The organism is Ideonella azotifigens (genome assembly GCF_006519715.1).
GTDB classification, from domain to species: domain Bacteria; phylum Pseudomonadota; class Gammaproteobacteria; order Burkholderiales; family Burkholderiaceae_C; genus Ideonella; species Ideonella azotifigens.
In genome coordinates this window covers 1-3,356 of sequence record NZ_VIDT01000610.1, presented here as the reverse complement: position 1 = coordinate 3,356, position 3,356 = coordinate 1, and the positions used below count along the sequence as shown (strand labels likewise).

At 68.9% G+C, this 3,356-nt stretch carries 6 protein-coding genes; 5 read left to right on the top strand and 1 reads right to left on the bottom strand.

Features of this window, described 5'->3' with window-relative positions:
• Together FKP22_RS24990 and FKP22_RS24985 are read left to right on the top strand one after the other, a co-directional pair.
• A partial coding sequence (locus FKP22_RS24990) for an EAL domain-containing protein (protein WP_141290370.1) occupies positions 1-765 on the top strand: 765 nt, incomplete at its 5' end.
• A gap of 61 nt (positions 766-826) precedes the next feature.
• Complete coding sequence (locus FKP22_RS24985) at positions 827-985, top strand: oxidoreductase-like domain-containing protein (protein ID WP_141290368.1); 159 nt, start codon at positions 827-829, stop codon at positions 983-985.
• Positions 986-1,001: 16 nt separating this feature from the next.
• On the opposite strand, the gene FKP22_RS24980 is transcribed toward FKP22_RS24985, so the two are convergent.
• On the bottom strand, positions 1,002-1,547 hold the full coding sequence (locus FKP22_RS24980; RefSeq protein WP_141290366.1) for an NUDIX hydrolase: 546 nt from the start codon (positions 1,545-1,547) through the stop codon (positions 1,002-1,004).
• A 123-nt stretch (positions 1,548-1,670) separates the two neighbouring features.
• Here FKP22_RS24980 and FKP22_RS24975 point away from each other — a divergent pair, with 123 nt between their 5' ends.
• From FKP22_RS24975 to FKP22_RS24965, 3 genes are all read left to right on the top strand, one after another.
• Positions 1,671-2,378, top strand: coding sequence for a fumarylacetoacetate hydrolase family protein (locus FKP22_RS24975; protein WP_141290364.1), 708 nt, complete (start codon positions 1,671-1,673; stop codon positions 2,376-2,378).
• Between the two features lie 13 nt (positions 2,379-2,391).
• Positions 2,392-3,024, top strand: coding sequence for a maleylacetoacetate isomerase (gene maiA / locus FKP22_RS24970; RefSeq protein ID WP_141290372.1), 633 nt, complete (start codon positions 2,392-2,394; stop codon positions 3,022-3,024).
• On the top strand, positions 3,014-3,356 hold a 343-nt coding region (locus FKP22_RS24965; RefSeq protein ID WP_233446964.1), incomplete at its 3' end, for a laccase domain-containing protein. The genes maiA and FKP22_RS24965, both read left to right, overlap by 11 nt.

Here is a 3,356-nt window from a genome sequence, read left to right as displayed (position 1 = left end):
GCGGTCGAACTGGACGACACCGGCGACGGCGTGATGCTGGGCGAAGACAGCTGGCGCTCGCGCATCGAGGCCGCGTTGACGGCAGAGCGCGCGCACCTGGTCGAATTCCCGCTGATCGACGCGTCCCGCGCCGTGCTGCTGCGCGAATGCCCGCTGCGCCTGCAGCTCGACGAAGGGGCGGAGCCGCTGTCCGGTGCCAAGTGGTTGCCGATGGCGCGCCGCACCCAGCTGACCGCCCGCATCGACCTGGTCGCTGCCGACCTGGCCTTGCGCGCGATCGCCCGCGACGGCATCCCCCGTTCGGTCAACCTCAGCCCGCACTCGCTGAAAGACAGCGCGCTGATGCCGCAGCTGCGCAGCCTGCTGGACCTGCACCGCGCGGCCTCGCCCGGCCTGTGGCTCGAAGTGGATGAAGCCGGCGCGTTCAACGAACTGCGCCTGCTGCGCGAACTGGTCAGCATGGCGCATGCCCATGGCGCCCGTGTCGGTCTGGAACATGCTGGCGAACACATCGCCGAACCCGGCGTGCTGCTGGAGGCCGGTCTCGACTTCATCAAGCTCGACGCCAGCGTGACCGAAGGCCTGGCCCACGACGACGCCCGCATCCAGCACGTGGCCAGCAGCGTGCGCATGCTGCACGGCCTTGACCTGAAGGTGTACGCCGAAGGTGTGGCCGACGCCGCCGACGCCGACGCGCTGTGGCAATGCAACATCGACGGCATCACCGGCCCGGCCGCGGTGCCGGCCGACGCGCTGGCGGCCTGAGGGCCGACCCACCATACCGAACTCAGCCGTGGACGCCGCACCGACGCCCGCCGCCGACCCGATGCCCACGCCCCCGTTCCAGCCCGACCTGGACGCCTGCTGCGGCAATGGCTGCGACCCTTGCGTGTTCGACCTCTACGACCTCGCAATGGACGAGTACCGCCAGGCGATGCGCGCCTGGCGGGCGCGGCATCCCGATTCGGCGACGGGCAGCTCCTGACGCGAAACGCGGGCAGCTACAGGATGTCGCCGGTGTGCACCTCGAAGCGGCCGGTCTTGCGGTCTTCGAAGTAGTGCAGCAGGGTGTCGCGCACGGTGCGGAAGGCGATTTCGTCCCAGGGGATTTCGTCTTCGCGGAAGAGCTTGGCTTCCAGGGTTTCGGGGCCGGGGTTCAGCGTGGTGTCCAGCATGCGGGCCAGGTAGAACAGGTGCACCTGGCCGACGCGCGGCACGCTCAGCACGGTGAACAGGCCCTGCATCTCGATCTGCGCGCCGGCTTCTTCGTCGGTTTCGCGTTCTGCACCCTGGGCCGTGGTTTCGCCCAGCTCCATGAACCCGGCCGGCAGCGTCCACAGGCCGTAGCGCGGCTCGATGGCGCGGCGGCACAGCAGCACCTGGTCCTGCCAGACCGGCACAGTGCCCACCACGTTGAGGGGGTTTTCGTAGTGCACGGTGTGGCACTGGCTGCAAACCGCGCGCGGCCGGCTGTCGTCCGCTGGCACGATGTAGGCGGTGGGCGAACCGCAGGCGCGGCAGTGACGAATGGAGCGCTCGAGCAGCATGGCTTTGCAGTGTAGCGGGCAGGCCGCAGCGCTTTGCCGGCTGCATGGCATCATCGTCGTCCACCCTTCGTTTTCCCCCTCATTTGCCGCCGGTAGCCGCCACGGCGCCGGCTCCGTGCCGCCATGAGCCTTGTCTTTCCCGCCCCCGCCGTCATCACCGTGCCAGTCGCCGGCGCCAGCAGCGATCAATTCCCGGTTCGCCGCATCTATTGCGTCGGCCGCAACTACGCCGAACACGCCATCGAGATGGGTGCCACCGGCCGCGAGCCGCCGTTCTTCTTCATGAAGCCGGCCGACGCGATCCTGGCCGTGCCGCAGGGCGAGACCGGCCACATGGCCTACCCGACGCTGACCCACAGCCTGCACCACGAAGTGGAACTGGTGGTGGCCATCGGAAAGGGCGGCAAGGACATCAGCGCCGAAGCCGCAGGCGAGCACATCTGGGGCTACGCCATCGGCCTGGACATGACCCGCCGCGACCTGCAGAACGACATGAAGAAGCAGGGCCGCTCGTGGGAGATCGGCAAGGCTTTCGAGCAGTCCGCGCCCATCGGCCCGCTGCATCCGGTCGCCAGCACCGGCGAGCTGACCAGCGGCGCGATCACACTGGAAGTCAATGGCGAGCTGCGCCAGCGAGGCGACCTGTCGGACCTGATCTGGAACGTGCGCGAGACCATCGCGGTGCTGAGCCAGGGCTGGGAACTGGCGCCCGGTGACCTGATCTACACCGGCACGCCGGCAGGGGTTGGCGCGGTCAAGGTGGGTGACACGCTGCGCTGCGAGATCACCGGACTGGGCAGCCTGGTGGTCGAGATCGTTGCAGGTGCGTGACACGAAACCCGTGATGGAGCTCTACAACTACTTCCGCTCGGCGGCCTCGTACCGGGTGCGCATTGCGTTGGCGCTCAAGGGCCTGGCCTATGACTACAAGCCGGTGCACCTGGCACGCAGCGAGCAGATGGGCGAGTCCTACGCCGCCGTGTCGGCCACCCGGCTGGTGCCGCTGCTGCGCGACGGTGAAGCCTCGGTGCACCAGTCGCTGGCCATCATCGAGTACCTGGACGAGACGCACCCCGAGCCACCGCTGCTGCCGGCGGACCCGCTGGGCCGGGCCCAGGCCCGCGCGCTGGCGCTGGACATGGCTTGCGAGATTCACCCGCTGAACAACCTGCGCGTGCTGCGCTACCTGGTCAAGGACCTGGGCCTGTCGGAAGAGGACAAGACCCGCTGGTACCGGCATTGGACCGAGACCGGCCTGGCCACGGTCGAGCGCCAGTTGCAAGTGCAGGCGGGCCGCTTCAGCATGGGCGACACGCCGGGGCTGGTCGACTGCGTGCTGGTGCCGCAGATCTTCAACGCCCAGCGTTTCCAGTGCCGGCTGGACCATGTGCCGCAGGTCATGAAGGTCTTCGACGCCTGCATGGCCTTGCCAGCGTTCAGCGAGACGCATCCAGCGCGCTGTCCCGATGCCGAATGAGTTGGTGACGGATTCGATCTGGCTGCACGCCAGCGGTTTGCCGGCGGAGGCTGCAGGGTTGATGAGCACCCGGGCCGGCGGCGTCAGCCTTGGACCGTGGGCCAGCCTGAACCTGCGGCCACCGGGCCTGCGCGGCGACAACCTCGACGTGCCCGAGTCGATCTGGCGCAACCAGCAGCGTTTTGCCGCCGCGCTGGGCGGCGCCAAGCCTGTCTACCTGGACCAGGTGCACGGCACGCGGGTGGTGCACCTGCGGGCCGGTGAAACTCCGGTGGACGCGCAAGGCCGGTCGACCGAGTTCTGGCAAGCCGACGCCAGCATCACCACCGAGC